Below are 13,988 nucleotides of genomic sequence, written 5' to 3'. Positions count from 1 at the left end.
GTGCCGGTGTGGCCTTGTGTCGTGTGCCTATGGTGCATGGACGGCTTGTGCCGGGCTTACGAGCCGGGTCACCGCCTCGTCCGGCCCCGGCATCGACAGCACCTCGGCGCGCAGTTCGCGCGCGGCGGCGGCGTACGAAGGCCGCTCCAGCAGCGCCGACAGTTCGGCGGAGAGGCGGGCGGGCGACGCGTCCGCCGGAACGAGGCGCCCGGCGCCCGCGAGCGCGAGCCGCGCCCCATTGAGCTGCTGCTCCGGGCGCGGCGCGACGACCAGCTGCGGCACCCCCGCCGCGGCGGCGGCCACGACGGCCATCCCGCCGCCCTGGTGGAGCACGGCCCGGCAGCCCGCCGGCAGCCGGTACGGCGGCCCGGCCGCGCCCCGCGCCCGCGCGCCCGCGCCCGCCGTCGCGGCCGGGCCCGACCACGCCACCACCTCGGCGCCTCGCTCCTCGGCGTGCCGCAGGGCGGCCCCCACGGCCCCCGGCGGACCGCCGGCGTCGTCCCAGGCGGCACAGACCCGAAGCGCGGCCCCGCCCTGCCCGTGCGGCGCCTCCTGCTTGTCCGGACCCCCCTGCTCGTCCGGGACCCCCTGCTCGTCCGGCACGAAGCGCACCGCCATCCGTCGCGCCGGCGAGGGCAGGGCCAGGCTGGGCGGGCACGGGTCCAGCCACAGGTCGGGCTCGTGCGCCGGGTCCACGCCGTAACGCCGCATCAGGCGGGCGTAGCCGGGCAGCGGCGGGCCGTGCAGATCCTGCCGGTCCAGCCGGAGTACGGCCGCGCTCCCCCACAGCTGGCCGACCGCGGGCACCCCCAGCACCGCCGCGGCCACCGTCCCCGCGTACGCGCTCGCGTCGTGCACCACCAGGCCGGGCTGCCAGCAGCGGGCGAAGGCCACCAGGCCCTGCGCCATCGCCTCGGCGATCCGCACCTGTTTGTCGCCGAGCGCGCGCAGCATGCCACGCTGTTCCGCGCCGAGCCCCGCGGGCCGCACCGGCCAGTCGGCGGGCCAGCTTCCGATGCGGCGGGGCACCGCACCGGCGGCCCCGGACGCCTTGGGCAGGGTGCCGACCGGGACGGGGAGCAGACCGGCGTGGGCGACGGCCGCCGCGCAGCCGGACGGCACCGCGACCCGCACCTGGTGGCCGGCCGCCAGGAACGCCCGCGCGAGCGGCACCATCGGGGCGAGGTGCCCACCCGAGGACCAGGTGGTGAACAGAACACGCACGGGACTCCTCCGGGACGTTCGGGACAGCGATGACCTGGGGGCCCGCTCACCGACCGCCGGACACCGTCAGCACTTCGCCGGTGATGTTGCCGTTGGCGGCCGAGCACAGGAACAACAGCGCCCGGGCGATGTCCTCGGGCGTGCTCAGCCGCCCGGTGGGCGTGGCGGCGAGCTCCCGCTCCCGGACCGCGCCCGGCAGCCCGGCGAGCACCCGCTCGGTCGTGGTCAGTCCCGGGCACACGACGTTGACCAGCACCCCGTCGCCGCCCAGGTCCCACATCAGGCTCCGGGCCAGGCCGTGCAGCCCGGCCTTGGCCGCGCCGTAGAACTCCTGGCCGCGGGCGCCGTTCAGCGCGTTGTGCGAGGAGACCAGCGCGATCCGGCCCCAGCCACGCTCGCGCATCCCGGCGACGGCGCACTGGACCGTACGGATCGCGGGGGCCAGGTTGTCCGAGACGACCGGCAGCCACTCCTCTTCCCGTACGTCCTCGAACCGCTCGCGCGGCCCTCGCCGCAGCCCCCACCGCCACGCGTTCGCCACCAGCACGTCCAGGCGGCCCCAGCGCTGCTCCACCGCGGCCACCACCCACCGCGGCGAGGCGGCGTCGTCCAGCGCGTACGGCACGGCGAACGCCCGTCTCTCGCCGTCCTCCCCGCCGAGCTCGTCGGCGAACGCCTCGGCCGCCTCCCGCTGATGGCGGTAGGCCACCGCCACCCTGGCGCCCTGCTCGGCGAAGGCGCGCGCGGTGGCCCGTCCGATGCCGCCGGTGGCGCCGGTGACCAGGACCGTACGTCCCTCCAGACCGAGGTCCATCACGCCCTGGCCGCCTGGTGTCCGGGCGCCGACCGCGCTCGTGCCCGGCCCACGCCCCGCGCCCCGCGGGCCGCCACGAACTCGCGGATGGACGCGACGACGTAGTCCAGCATCTCCTCGGTCAGGCCGGGATAGACCCCGACCCAGAAGGTCCGCTCGGTGATCAGATCGCTGTTGCCGAGGTCCCCGGACACCCGGTGGGGCATCCCGATGTACGCCGGGTGCCGGGTGAGGTTGCCCGCGAACAGCAGACGGGTGCCGATCCGCCGGGACTCCAGGAAGTCCACCAGCTCGGCGCGGCCGAACGGGGCTCCCGGCGCCACTGTGATGACGAACCCGAACCAGCTGGGGTCGCTGCGCTCGGTGGCCTGAGGCAGCAGCAGGTGCGGCACGCCGTCCAGGCCCTCGCGCAGCCGCCGCCAGTTGCGGCGGCGCGCCGCGCCGAAGTCGTCGAGCTTGGCCAGCTGGGTAAGCCCCAGCGCCGCCTGCAGATCGGTGGCCTTCAGGTTGTAACCGACGTGGGAGAAGATGTACTTGTGGTCGTAGCCCGCGGGCAGCGTCCCCATCTGGTAGTCGAAGCGCTTGAGGCACTTGTTGGACTCGCCCGGCTCGCACCAGCAGTCCCGGCCCCAGTCCCGCAGCGACTCCACGATCCGCGCCAGCGCCAGGTTCGAGGTCAGCACACAGCCGCCCTCCCCCATCGTGATGTGGTGCGCGGGATAGAAGCTCACGGTGGTCAGATCGCCGAAGGTGCCGGTGAGCCGGCCGTCGTAGCGGGAGCCCACCGCGTCGCAGTTGTCCTCGATGAGGAACAGCTCCCGCCGCTCGGCGAGTTCGGCCAGCTCGGTCGCCGGGAACGGATTGCCCAGCGCGTGGGCGACGGCGATGGCGCGGGTGCGCGGGCCGATGGCGGCGGCGACCCGCTCGACGGTGGTGTTGTACGTGCCGAGGTCGACATCGACGAAGACCGGTACCAGGCCGTTCTGCAGGATCGGGTTGACGGTGGTGGGGAAGCCCGCCGCGACAGTGATCACCTCATCCCCCGGCCGCAGCCGCCGGTCCTCCAGCTGCGGTGAGGTCAGGGCGGCGACGGCCAGCAGATTCGCCGAGGAGCCGGAGTTCGTCAGATGTGCCTTGCGGAGCCCCAGTTTGCGGGCGAACGCGGACTCGAACTGGCGCGAGCTGCGCCCCGCGGCGATCCGCATCTCCAGGGCGGCCTCCACCAGCGACACCCGGTCGTCCTCGTCCAGCACCGCGCCGGACGGCCAGATCTCGGTGACTCCGGGGACGAACGCCCGGCGGGGCTCTTGCTGCTGCTCCCGCTCCTGGTGGTACTTGCGGACCTCATCGAGAACAAGCGCCCTGTGGTCGCTCATCGCCATGTCCTTCCTGTCCGTAACCGCTCACCCGGCCACCGCTGTGCCGTCATCCGTTCCCTGCGGACCGGACACTTCCGCCCCCGGCTCGAACCGCCCTCGACACCCGGTCGGGCGGCAGCCCCGCGGCGGCCAGCTGGTCCCGCAGCGAGCGGTCGGCGCGGTACCTCGGCCGCCAGCCCAGCAGCCGCCGCGCCGCGGAGATGTCCAGCAGCTGCCAGTCGGCGCCCCGAGCGGCCCGCGGGCTGCTCCCGGGTCCGCCCAGGCCGCCCCGGCTCCCGGGGCGGCCTGGGCGGCTGCCGGGCTCCTCCACCACCGGTACGTCGAGCCCGCTGAGCTCGATCATCCGGTCGACGAGCTCACGCACCGCCGTCGCCCGCCCCGAGCCGACGTTGACGACCGCGCCGGGGGCGGCGTCGGTCCGCGCCACCCCCGGCGCGGTCGCCGCGGCCAGGACGGCCCGCCCGACGTCCCTGATGTCCACGAAGTCCCGCCGCGCGTCCAGCGGGGCCATCCGCAGAGCGCTCTGTGCCGACCGGCCGCACGCCGTCTCGGCCAGGTGGTGGGCGACCATGCCCAGCAGGCTGGTGCGGGGCGCGCCGGGGCCGTAGACGTTGGCGATCCGCAGCACCGTCCCGTCCACCGCACCGGCCCGCGCCGCGCGCAGGACCTCCTCCGCTCCGAGCAGCTTCGTACGCCCGTACGGGGACACCGGCGCGGGTGGCAGGCCCTCGGTGATCACCGTGCCCGGCGCCACCGGGCCGTACTCGTGGACCGTGCCCAGCTGGACCAGGCGCGGCCGGCGCGCCAGCTCGGAGACGGCCTCCACCAACCCGCGCACCAGCCCGGCGTTGGCCGCCCCCAGTTCCTCCTCGGCACCGCTCCAGGCCAGGCCGGCGGCGTTGACGACGATGTCCGCCCCCGCCCCGGCCAGCACACCGGCGAGGCGCGCGGGCGGGGTGCGGGTCAGGTCCAGGGAGATGTGGCGACCGCCGGAGAGCCGGTCGGCCGCGGCCCGCGAGACGGTGATCACCCGCGCGCCCTCCGTCTCGAAGACCTCGCTGATGTGGCGCCCGAGCGAGCCGGTGCCCCCGAGTACGACGACCGACATCCCGGCAGCCTGCGACACCATCGGCGTCTCCTCACGGCAGTCGACATGAGCCGGCATGACGAGTGGTCACGCGGCGGAGCCGCATATCGATGCCGCTCATGTCATTTCCTCTGACAGCCTCGCCATCGTCCTCGCCGTGACTCGAGTCCCCCTCGACCCGCACCGCCTACCGTGCGACGACCATGGAGATCCACGAGACCGCCGTGCCGGATGCCTACCGCGTCGTGCCGCGCCACCACACCGACGCGCGCGGCAGCTTCTTCGAGTCGTACGCGTACGACGAACTGGCCCGGCAGACAGGCCATGTGTTCGCCCCCCTACAGGTCAACTACTCCGTGTCGGCCGGCAATACGCTGCGCGGCCTGCACGGTGTGCGGCTGCCACCCGGACAGGCCAAGTTCGTGACGTGTGTGCGCGGGGCCCTGCTGGACATCGTGGTGGACCTGCGGCTCGGGTCGCCCACCTTCGGCGCGTACGACACCAACATGCTCGACGCCGGCCGGGGCACCGCGGTGTACGTGGCGGAGGGGCTCGGCCACGGTTTCGTGGCGCTCACCGACGACACCTGCATCAGCTATCTGTGCTCGACGCAGTACGTCCCCGGCACCCAGATCGACATCCAGCCGCTCGACCCCACCCTCGGGCTGCCGTGGCACCTCGGGCTCACCGACGAGCCCCTGATCTCGGAGAAGGACGCCCGCGCCCCGTCCCTGGCCGAGGCCGCCGACCAGGGACTGCTGGCCACCTACGACAGCTGCCGCGAGCTCTACGAACGGCAGCTGCGCGCCGCGGGCACCACCGAGCCGGTGACGCAGGTCCTGGCGAAGGCGTCGAGGACCCGCCGGTAGTAGCCGGGGCCGAAGCCCATCCCGGCCGTCTGGGGGACCAGGGCCCGCAGCTTCTCGGTGGAGATGACGTGCTGGGCCCCGGCCTCCCGGTACTCCCGGTGCGCCACCAGGCCCAGCCGTCGCTCCAGGTGGTCGACGATCCGCTGCACCGAAACGGCCTCCCCGGAGGCCACATTGACCGTCTCGCCCCGCAGGTCCTGGGCCAGCAACAAGTCGATGACGCGCACGACGTCCACCACGTCGATCAGATCCCGCGACGCCCCCTTGTGGATACGGACCCGGCCCTGGCGCATCTGCCGCACCAGCGCGGGCAGCAGCTGGTGCGGCGGCTGCCCGGGGCCGACCAGATGGCCGAGGCGAAGCACCAGCCAGTCGGCCCCGGTGTCGTGCAACTGCCGCTCCAGGCTCAGCTTGTGCGCCCCGTACGGGGTACAGGGGACGATCGCGCTGTCCTCCCGCCCGGGGCCGTCCACCGCGCCGTACATCCCGGTGGCGGCGGTGGAGAAGAACAGCAACCGCCGCCCGGTGGCCCGGCACCCCCGCGCCACCTCCCGCAGCAGCGCCGCCTCCCGCGCGAAGTCCGCCTCCGAGGTGCCGCTCGCCCATGACACACCGGCCGCGAGGACCACGGTGTCCGGGTGGTTATGGGCGATCGGCTCAAGGCTCCGGGCGAGGAACCCGTTTCCCACAATCTCCATGCCACGTCCTGAAGTGAGAGGGTCGATTGCCGGGGGCGCGTCTGTGTTCAGCCGCGGACCAGCAGCGCGCCCGTGGCCAGCTCTTCCAGCCGGGCCACCAGCGCCGAGGGGTGCGGGCTGTCCGCCATCTCCTCCTGGAGCCGGAGGGCCGCCGCGCCGTAGGACGCATCGCCCAGCAGTGTCCGGGCGGCCGCGCGGATGGCCGGCACGTCCGCGGTGGCGTTGGGCAGGGCGATTCCCGCGCCCGCCGCCACGATCCGGTCGGCGATCGTCTCCTGGTCGAGACCGCACGGCAGCATCAGATGCGGGACACCGGCGGCGAGCCCGGTCATGGCGCAGCCCCCGCCGGCGTGGTGGACCACCAGGTCACAGGAGGGCAGCAGCAGATGGAGCGGGGTGTGCTCCAGCAGCCGCACCCCGGGCGGCAGGGTGCCGATCCGCTCCCGGTCGGCGCCGGTGACGGTGAGCAGCACCTCGGCGTCCAGCTCCGCCAGCGCCTCGACCACCTTCGGCACGGCGAAGGAGCCGGGCCCGAAGGTGACGCTGACCGAGGTGCCCCACACCACGCAGACCCGGGGCCGCCCGGACCGCCCGGTCCGCCCGCCCGCCTCGGGCGCGCCGGGCAGTGTCCGCAGCCACGGCGGCATGGCCCCGGGCCCGTTGTAGGGCACATGGCGCACGGGGATACGGTGGGCGGTCAGCGGCGGGGCGGCGCCGGCCGGGCAGGGGTCGATCGCGTACTCGTACGTCTCGCGCCGCAGCGCCCCGACCTCGTAACGCTGGAAGGCGCGGCTGGTGTCCAACGGCACCAGGGGCACGCCGCGTACCCGGTCCTCCGGCCCCACCGGGCCCCACAGGTGGAGCGGCGCGGGCACCCCCAGCACCCGCCCGACCAGCGGTCCCTCCAGGCTCAGCAGGTCGTGCACCACCAGTTGGGGCCGCCACCAGCGGCCGAACGCCACCGCCGCGTCGGTGGAGCGGTGTGCCATGTCGACCAGTCGCTCATGGTGCTCCCGCAGCCAGGCGCCCGGCTCGAACTCCTCCAGCGAGGCGACCGGGCGGCCGGTGACCGGGTGCGGCGGAAGCTCCCGGTAGGGCCAGCGCCCGCCCTGCGCGGCGGAGTAGTTGAGCAGCCGGGCCATGAACGCCAGGTCCGGCGCGTCGAGGATGGCGAGCGGGGTCAGCCCGGCCCGTCCCACCGGCTCCGCCTGGCTGGGCGCGCACACCACCCGCACCTCGTGCCCGGCCGCCTGGAGCGCCCAGCCCAGCGGCACCATGGAGAACCAGTGGCCGGGCCAGTTGGACACCACGAAGAGAACCCGCATCACACCTCGCCTCCCCGCGCGTCGGGCCGCTGCCCGGCCGGCCGCGCCACCAGGTGCAGCACGGGCCGCAGCCCCAGCGCCGCGAGCGCGTCGCGCGGGCGGTCCGTGGCCGTGCCGCGGGCCGCCGCGTAGCCGTCCGGCCGGATCAGCAGCCAGCCGCCGGGCGCCGCGCCCAGGTCGGCCCGCAGCCGCGCGCCCGGGTCGGCCAACAGCCCCGGCGCGCCGTCCACTGACCCCTCGGACATGACCGTCGCCTCCGTCACGACCGTACGAACCCTCAGATAGCCCCCGTACGCCTCGGCGAGCGCGCACAGCGACGGGTACTGGTCCGGAGTGGCGAAGGCGAGCATCGTCCAGCCGGGCCTGCCCAGTTCGGCGATCAGCTCCTGCCACCCGGGGCTCCGCGCCGCCCGCCGCGGCCCGACCGTGGCCACGCGCGCGCCCGCCGTCTCTCCCAGGACCCCGGTCCCGGCCCGGTACGTCAGGTCGAGCGCGGTCATGCCGCCCATGATCCGGCGCTGGATGCGGGCCTTGAGCGGCGGCAGCGCGCGGACGACACCGAACGCCGCCCGCAGCAGCGAGGCGGCGGTACGGCTTTTCAGCTGTACCAGCGCGGTGGCGAAGCGCGTGGAGTGCAGCAGCCGCTCGCCGACCGGCACCCGCTCCGCGCCGTAGGAGTCCAGCAGCCGGGTGCCGGCCTCGCCGTGGATGACGGCGGCGAGCTTCCAGGCGAGGTTGACCGCGTCCTGGACACCGGTGTTCATGCCCTGTCCGGAGGCGGGGCTGTGCACATGGGCCGCGTCGCCCGCGACGAACACCCGCCCCGAGCCCATGCGCGGCACCATGCGCTGCTGGATGGAGAACACCGACACCCAGGTGGGTGTGCGCACCAGCACCGCGCGTCCGGTGCCCGCCCGGATCTTGGCGGCGAACCGCCGCGCCACCGCCGCGTCCTGCGCCTCGCCGCCCTCGTACTCGACGTCGGTGGTGTCCAGCAGCCGCCACTTGCCTGGCTCCGGGAAGGGCACCATCATCACGGTCCCGGCCCGGGTGCGCATCCAGTGGATGCTGTCGCGCGGCAGATCGCAGTCCACCACCGCGTCCGCGATGAGCCAGGTCTCGCTGGAGTCGCCGAGCAGTGGCAGCCCGAGCTTCTTCCGCACCGTGCTGTGCCCGCCGTCGCAGCCGACCAGCCACCCGGCGCGCGCCTCCTCCACGGTGCCGTCCGCGTGGCGCAGCCGGGCGCGTACGGCGGTGTCCAGGTCCTCGAACCCGGTCAGCCGCACGCCCCACTCCACCTCGACCCCGTGCCGGGCCGCGGAACGGCGCAGCACCTCCTCGGTGATCATCTGGTCGACCATGAGAGTGAAGGGGAAACGGGTGGGCAGCCGGCTGTAGTCGGTGTCGAGGCGGATGAGGCGGCGGCCGTTCTGGTGCAGGGTGAAGTGCTCCACCCGCTGCCCGCGGGAGAGCAGGTCCTCGGCCACGCCCATCTGGTCGTAGGTCTCCAGGGTGCGCGCGTGGGTGGCCAGGGCGCGGCTGGTGGTGGCGGGGCCGGGGGCGGCGTCCACCAGGCGTACCCGCACCCCGTGACGGGCCAGTTCATGCGCCATGGTGAGCCCCACGGGCCCGGCCCCGACCACGAGCACCTGAATGTCCCCGTGGTCCCGCCGGGGTTCCCGCGGGGTTTCCGCCGGCCTCGGGGCGTCCCCCGGGAGGTGCTGCCGCGTCGGGCTCATCCGCGCGTCACCCCCTTCCACCAGCCCGGGTTGTCGCGGTACCAGGCGACGGTGGCGGCCAGGCCGGTGTCGAACGGCACGCGCGGCGCGTAGCCCAGCTCGTCCCGGATCTTCGTCTCGTCGAGGGAGTAGCGCAGGTCGTGCCCCTTGCGGTCCGGGACGTGGCGCACCATGTGCCCGTCGGCGCCGCACAGTTCCAGCAGCCGCCAGGTCAGGGCGGCGTTGGTGTACTCGTTGCCCCCGCCCACGTTGTAGATCTCGCCCGCCCGGCCTCGGTTGAGCACCAGGTGGATGGCTCGGCAGTGGTCCTCGACATGCAGCCACTCGCGCATGTTCGACCCGTCGCCGTAGAGCGGGACCTCCTTGCCCTCCAGGAGGTTGGTGACGAACAGCGGTATGAGCTTCTCGGGGTGCTGGTACGGGCCGTAGTTGTTGGAACACCTGGTGATGGACACATCGAGGCCGTGGGTGCGCCAGCAGGCGCGGGCGATCAGGTCGGAGGCCGCCTTGGACGCCGCGTAGGGGGTGTTGGGCGCGAGCGGCCACTCCTCGGTCCACGAGCCGTGCTCGATGGAGCCGTAGACCTCGTCGGTGGACACGTGCACCACCCGGGGGACGCGGGCGCGCAGGCAGGCGTCGAGCAGGATCTGGGTGCCGCACGCGTTGGTGGTCACGAAGTCGGCGGCGGCCTCCAGGGAGCGGTCGACATGCGACTCGGCGGCGAAGTGCACCACCGCGTCGTGGCCCGGCAGCAGGTCGCTCAGCAGCGCGGCGTCGCAGATGTCGCCGCGTACGAAGGTCAGGCGCGGATCGGCGGCCGGGAGGCTGTCCCGGTGTCCGGCGTAGGTCAGCTTGTCCAGGACGGTGACGTGGGCGCCCGCGCAGTCGGGGTAGCCGTCGGCGAGCAGGGTGCGGACGTAGGTCGAGCCGATGAAGCCGGCGCCGCCGGTGACCAGGACCCTCACGCGGCCACCTCGATACGGGTGTGATCGCCGACGACGAGCCGGTGGCGGCTCGAGGCCATCCGCGTGCCGAGGGTGATGCCCGTGTCCGGGCCGGCCTCCGGGGGCGGGACGGTGGCGATGGCGGCGGAGCGGCCGATGACCGAGCCGTACAGCCCGCGCACCCGGGACAGGGAGGCTCCGTCCAGCACGATCGAGTCGTCCAGCCGGGTGCCGCGCAGCACGCAGTCGTTGCCCACCGAGGTGTGCGGCCCCACGTGGCTGTCCTCCACCAGCGTGCCCGCGCCGATGATCGCGGGCCCCTCGATCCGGGAGCGCACCACCCGGGCGCCGGACTCGACCACGACCGGGCCGGTGATCTCACTGGCCTCGTCGACGTCCGCCGCCACGGAGTGGGTGAGGGTGCGCAGCAGCTCGCGGTTGCAGTCCAGGACGTCCTCGACCCGGCCGGTGTCCTTCCAGTAACCCGAGTACTCGCTGGCCCGTACCCGCTCGCCCCGGGCGACCAGCCACTGGATGGCGTCGGTGATCTCCAGTTCGCCGCGCGCGCTCGGCGCGATCGCGGCGACGGCCTCATGGATGACGGGGGTGAAGAAATAGACGCCGATCAGCGCCAGATCCGAACGCGGCAGCGCGGGCTTCTCGACCAGCCGCAGCACCGAGCCGTCCCGCCCCACCTCCGCCACCCCGAACGCCTGCGGGTCGGGGACCTTGTGCACCACCACCTGCGCGACGGGCCGCCTGGCGCGGAACTCGGCCGCGATCGCCGCCACCCCTTCCGGAAGCATGTTGTCGCCGAGGTACATCACGAAGTCGTCGTCGCCCAGGAAGTCGCGGGCGATGGCGACGCAGTGGGCCAGCCCCAGCGGCTCGGCCTGCTGGATGTAGGTGATCCGCACGTCGAGGGCCGAACCGTCGCCCAGCGCTCCCGAGATCGCCCGGAGCTGGTTGCCGACGACGATCCCGATGTCCGTGACGCCGATGTCGCGGATGGCCGTCAGGACGTGTTCGAGGACCGGCTTGTTGGCGATGGGGATGAGCTGCTTGGGCATCGAGTAGCTGAACGGGCGCAGGCGGGTCCCCGACCCACCGGACAGCACGAGAGCCTTCATGTAAGTCCTCCTTAGCGGACAGCGCGAGCATGTGAGCGCCCGGTCGAGGACCCCTCGAAGACCGGTGAACCCCGCCGCCGGTCTGCCATGTACCGGACTTCCAGTCCGACTTGAGCCACATTGCCGACCATCTCCCCGGTTCGGCACATCGTGTGCGGCGTCGGAGGAGAGAGAGTCCATGCGCTGGGAGAACATCCACATCGCCGCGGTCGGCACCTGGCTTCCGGAACCGGTGTCCGTGGAGACCGCCGTACGGTCGGGGGAGCTGACCGAGGAGCGGTGCGAGGTCTTCGGCTATCGGTCGGTGCTCGTCGCCCCCGACCGGATCGCCCCGCCGGACATGGCCGTGCACGCGGCCGAGACCGCGCTCAAGCGCTCCGGCATCGCCCCCAAGGAGTTCGGGCTGCTGCTGCACGGCAGCCTGTGGTTCCAGGGCCTGGACGTCTGGCCGGTCGGCTCGTACATCGCGCAGCGCACCGTGGGGCGCACCGTCCCCGCGCTGGATGTGCAGCAGCGCTGCAACATCGGCGTCGGCGGCATCGAGCTCGCCGCGACCCACCTGGCCGCCGGGGCGCGCGGCTCCGCGGTGATGCTCACCACCGCGGACCGCTGGGACGGCCCGGGGGTCGACCGGTGGTCCCTGCACGAGGACCATGTGTACGGGGACGGCGCCACCGCCATGGTCCTCTCCCGCCAGGGCGGGTTCGCCCGGCTGCTGTCCACGGCCACCGTCGCCGACAACTCGCTGGAGCCGATGGCGCGCGGCGACGAGCCGTTCCATCCGGTGTCCCCGGCCGCCCACACCCCGCTCGACCTGACCCGCCGGTCCCGCCAGTACAAGGCCGAACACGACGAGGACGAGGCCGCACTGCGGCACGCCCGGGTGATGCTGCAGGCGAAGGTCAAGGCGCTGGCCGCCGCCCGGGTGCCTTCCTCCGACCTGGCCCGGGTGGTGATCCCGGCGACCGGGCGGCGCAGGGGCGAGTACCAGCTGCACCATCTGCTGGGTGTGGAGGAGCGGCAGACCACCTGGGAGTACGGGCGCACCACGGGCCACATCGGCGGCGGGGACCTGGCGGCCGGCCTGGCCCACCTGGTGGAGACCGACGGCGTCCGGCCCGGTGATCGGGTGCTGCTGTTCGGCGGCGGCTCCGGCTTCACCTGCACCACCGCGCTCCTGGAGATCACCGAGGTCCCGCAGTGGACCTGACCGCCGCCCCGAACCCGCCCCGGGCCCCGTCCGGCACCCTGCACGCCCTGCTGGAGACGGCCGCGGCGGCCCGGCCGGACGCCTGGGCGGTCCGGGACCGTACGGGCGCGTGGACCTACCGCCGGCTCGCCGAAGACGCGAGGGCGTTCGCGGCCTGGCTGGACGAGCGGGGCGTACGGCGCGGCGAGCGGGTGCTGGTCCGGGTCGGCAACCGGCGGGAGTTCGCCGCCATGCTGTTCGGCACGGTGCGCCACGGGGCTGTCTTCGTCCCGGTCAATCCGGCGATGCGGCCGTTCCATCTGACCACGGTGGCAGGCGACTGCGACCCCGCGCTCGTGGTCGCCCGCGCCGACGACCCCGCGACGCTTCCGACGCTGCGGAAGGTGACGGACCGCCCCGTCCACGAGCTGGACGCGGTGTGGCGGCGTGTAGAAGCGCCGGCGCTGCGGCGGCCGCCGGACACCACCGTCGACTGTGCGGCGGCGCCGGTGTCGCCCGACGATCTGGCGCTGCTCATCTACACCTCCGGCTCCACCGCCGCGCCCAAGGCGGTGATGTGCCCGCACTCCTCCGTCCTCTTCGCGGCCCGGGCCATCGCCTCCCGGCTCCGCTACCGCGCGGACGACGTCGTGCTCACCGCCCTCCCGCTGTCCTTCGACTACGGCCTCTACCAGATCTTCCTGTCCGTGCTCGCGGGCGCCGAGGCCGTCCTGACCGAACCGGACCACCACGTCGGGCTGCACGCCGCCCTGCGCGAACACGGCGTCACCGTCGTCCCGGTGGTGCCCTCGCTCGCCGAGATGCTGCTCCGGCTGGCCGGCCGGGAGCGCTCCGCCGACGCCCCTCCCGTCCGGCTGTTCACCAACACCGGCGCGGCGCTCACCTCCCCGCTCGTCGCGGGCCTGCGGCGGGCGTTCCCGGGCGCGGCGGTGGCGCCGATGTTCGGCATCACCGAGTGCAAACGGATCACCGTGCTCGAACCCGACGGCGACCTCGCCAGGCCGGGCTCCGTCGGCACCGCCCTGCCGGGCACCGACGTGGTCATCCTGGACGACGCGGGACAGCCGCTGCCCGCCGGGCGCACCGGGCAGATCGCGGTCCGCGGCCCGCACGTCATGCGGGGTTACTGGCGCGCGCCGGAGCTCACCGCGGCCAGGTTCGTGACGGATCGGCCGACCGGCGAGGTGACCCTGCACACCGGCGACTTCGGCCACCTCGACGAGGACGGCCACCTCTACTTCCACGGGCGCCGCGACGACTTGTTCAAGCGGCGCGGCGTACTGACCGGGGCGCTGGAGATCGAGGCGGCGGCGCTGGACATCGACGGGGTCACCGCCGCCGCCGTGCTCCCTCCCGGCCCGGACGCGGACCTCACGCTCTTCGCCGTCACCGAACTCGCGCCGGAGCGCGTACTCGGTTCGCTCGGCGAACGGCTGGAGGGCTCCAAGGTCCCGGCCGTCTGCCGGGTCGTCGCCGCGCTCCCGCTCACCCCCAACGGCAAGACGGACAAGCAGCGGCTGCGGCAGATGCTCCACACCCCCCAGCAGTAGACAGAGAAGAGAGAACAGC

General features: G+C 74.0%; 12 protein-coding genes. 3 read left to right on the top strand and 9 right to left on the bottom strand.

Annotated features, from left to right (window positions below):
* Nucleotides 1-27: 27 nt before the first annotated feature.
* Genes PV419_RS30065 through PV419_RS30050 form a run of 4 tightly spaced genes read right to left on the bottom strand, consistent with a single transcriptional unit; the run spans nucleotide 28 to nucleotide 4,546 of the window.
* Nucleotides 28-1,224, bottom strand: coding sequence for a nucleotide disphospho-sugar-binding domain-containing protein (locus tag PV419_RS30065; RefSeq protein WP_319694317.1), 1,197 nt, complete (start codon nucleotides 1,222-1,224; stop codon nucleotides 28-30).
* Between the two features lie 46 nt (nucleotides 1,225-1,270).
* The gene (locus tag PV419_RS30060; RefSeq protein WP_319694315.1) at nucleotides 1,271-2,038 is read right to left on the bottom strand and encodes an SDR family NAD(P)-dependent oxidoreductase; all 768 of its coding nucleotides are present in this window, start codon (nucleotides 2,036-2,038) and stop codon (nucleotides 1,271-1,273) included.
* Nucleotides 2,038-3,414 (bottom strand): lipopolysaccharide biosynthesis protein RfbH, encoded by a 1,377-nt coding sequence (gene rfbH / locus PV419_RS30055; RefSeq protein WP_319694313.1) that lies wholly within the window; start codon nucleotides 3,412-3,414, stop codon nucleotides 2,038-2,040. The genes PV419_RS30060 and rfbH overlap by 1 nt, the downstream gene beginning before the upstream one ends.
* Before the next feature lie 49 nt (nucleotides 3,415-3,463).
* Nucleotides 3,464-4,546 carry an NAD-dependent epimerase/dehydratase family protein gene (locus PV419_RS30050; RefSeq protein WP_319694311.1) on the bottom strand — a complete coding sequence of 361 codons (1,083 nt, stop codon included), beginning with the start codon at nucleotides 4,544-4,546 and terminating at the stop codon, nucleotides 3,464-3,466.
* 161 nt (nucleotides 4,547-4,707) lie between these two features.
* Here PV419_RS30050 and PV419_RS30045 point away from each other — a divergent pair, with 161 nt between their 5' ends.
* Nucleotides 4,708-5,373, top strand: a complete 666-nt coding sequence (locus PV419_RS30045; RefSeq protein ID WP_319694310.1) for a dTDP-4-dehydrorhamnose 3,5-epimerase family protein — start codon at nucleotides 4,708-4,710, stop codon at nucleotides 5,371-5,373.
* Here PV419_RS30045 and PV419_RS30040 read toward each other — a convergent pair.
* The 5 genes from PV419_RS30040 to PV419_RS30020 form a co-directional block, all read right to left on the bottom strand.
* Nucleotides 5,292-6,071 carry an NAD(P)-dependent oxidoreductase gene (locus PV419_RS30040; RefSeq protein WP_319694308.1) on the bottom strand — a complete coding sequence of 260 codons (780 nt, stop codon included), beginning with the start codon at nucleotides 6,069-6,071 and terminating at the stop codon, nucleotides 5,292-5,294. The genes PV419_RS30045 and PV419_RS30040 overlap by 82 nt on opposite strands.
* 47 nt (nucleotides 6,072-6,118) lie before the next feature.
* On the bottom strand, nucleotides 6,119-7,396 hold the full coding sequence (locus tag PV419_RS30035) for a nucleotide disphospho-sugar-binding domain-containing protein (protein WP_319694306.1): 1,278 nt from the start codon (nucleotides 7,394-7,396) through the stop codon (nucleotides 6,119-6,121).
* Nucleotides 7,396-9,045, bottom strand: coding sequence for an FAD-dependent oxidoreductase (locus tag PV419_RS30030; protein WP_319694304.1), 1,650 nt, complete (start codon nucleotides 9,043-9,045; stop codon nucleotides 7,396-7,398). Before PV419_RS30030 ends, PV419_RS30035 begins: the two co-directional genes overlap by 1 nt.
* A gap of 86 nt (nucleotides 9,046-9,131) precedes the next feature.
* A complete protein-coding gene (gene rfbB / locus PV419_RS30025) occupies nucleotides 9,132-10,100 on the bottom strand; it encodes a dTDP-glucose 4,6-dehydratase (protein WP_319694302.1) in 969 nt (322 codons plus the stop codon).
* On the bottom strand, nucleotides 10,097-11,209 hold the full coding sequence (locus tag PV419_RS30020; protein ID WP_319694301.1) for a glucose-1-phosphate thymidylyltransferase: 1,113 nt from the start codon (nucleotides 11,207-11,209) through the stop codon (nucleotides 10,097-10,099). The genes rfbB and PV419_RS30020 overlap by 4 nt, the downstream gene beginning before the upstream one ends.
* A 178-nt stretch (nucleotides 11,210-11,387) precedes the next feature.
* Here PV419_RS30020 and PV419_RS30015 point away from each other — a divergent pair, with 178 nt between their 5' ends.
* Together PV419_RS30015 and PV419_RS30010 are read left to right on the top strand one after the other, a co-directional pair.
* Complete coding sequence (locus PV419_RS30015; RefSeq protein ID WP_319694300.1) at nucleotides 11,388-12,419, top strand: ketoacyl-ACP synthase III family protein; 1,032 nt, start codon at nucleotides 11,388-11,390, stop codon at nucleotides 12,417-12,419.
* On the top strand, nucleotides 12,410-13,969 hold the full coding sequence (locus PV419_RS30010; RefSeq protein ID WP_319694299.1) for a class I adenylate-forming enzyme family protein: 1,560 nt from the start codon (nucleotides 12,410-12,412) through the stop codon (nucleotides 13,967-13,969). Before PV419_RS30015 ends, PV419_RS30010 begins: the two co-directional genes overlap by 10 nt.
* Nucleotides 13,970-13,988: the final 19 nt, after the last annotated feature.

The sequence above is a fragment of the Streptomyces sp. ME19-01-6 genome (assembly GCF_033793745.1).
Lineage (GTDB): Bacteria > Actinomycetota > Actinomycetes > Streptomycetales > Streptomycetaceae > Streptomyces.
Note: the sequence above shows the minus strand (reverse complement) of the source record. Positions and strands in the feature narration are given on the sequence as shown.